This window comes from Aeromonas sp. EERV15 (assembly GCF_900079845.1).
GTDB lineage: Bacteria > Pseudomonadota > Gammaproteobacteria > Enterobacterales > Aeromonadaceae > Aeromonas > Aeromonas sobria.
In genome coordinates this window covers 1-450 of sequence record NZ_FKKY02000144.1, presented here as the reverse complement: position 1 = coordinate 450, position 450 = coordinate 1, and the positions used below count along the sequence as shown (strand labels likewise).

At 70.4% G+C, this 450-nt stretch carries 1 protein-coding gene; it reads left to right on the top strand.

Annotated features, from left to right (window positions below; genetic code table 11):
- Window positions 1-424 (top strand): SDR family NAD(P)-dependent oxidoreductase (locus BN4575_RS20790; protein WP_176716468.1); only part of this gene is annotated, 424 nt, incomplete at its 5' end.
- Window positions 425-450: the final 26 nt, after the last annotated feature.

Below are 450 nucleotides of genomic sequence, written 5' to 3'. Positions count from 1 at the left end.
GTTGCTCGACGGACTTCGCGCGGAGCTCGACGGGGCGAGCGACGAGATCGAGATCCGGTATCGAAACGGCGTTCGCGACGCCCGGAGCATCCGCGAGCTCACGCTCGACATCCATCGTGGCGCCGCCGAGGCGGTGCGGGCTGGAAGCGTCGTATGGATCACGGGCGGCCTGGGCGGTCTGGGCCGGATCCTCGCCCGTCACTTCGGGGCGACGTCGGGCGTGACCATCGTGCTCAGCGGGCGCTCCGAGCCGCTGGGGAGCGCTCGGGACGCGCTCGATGCCCTGCGAGAGCAGGGCATCGACGCGCACCATCGCGTCTGCGACGTCTCTGATCGAACGCAGGTCCGTGAGCTCGTCGAGGGCATCCAGCGGCAGTGGGGCCGGCTGTCGGGGGTCATCCACTACACCTCGAGGAGATCGTAGGGGAGCCGGCGGCCTGGCTGCCGCAT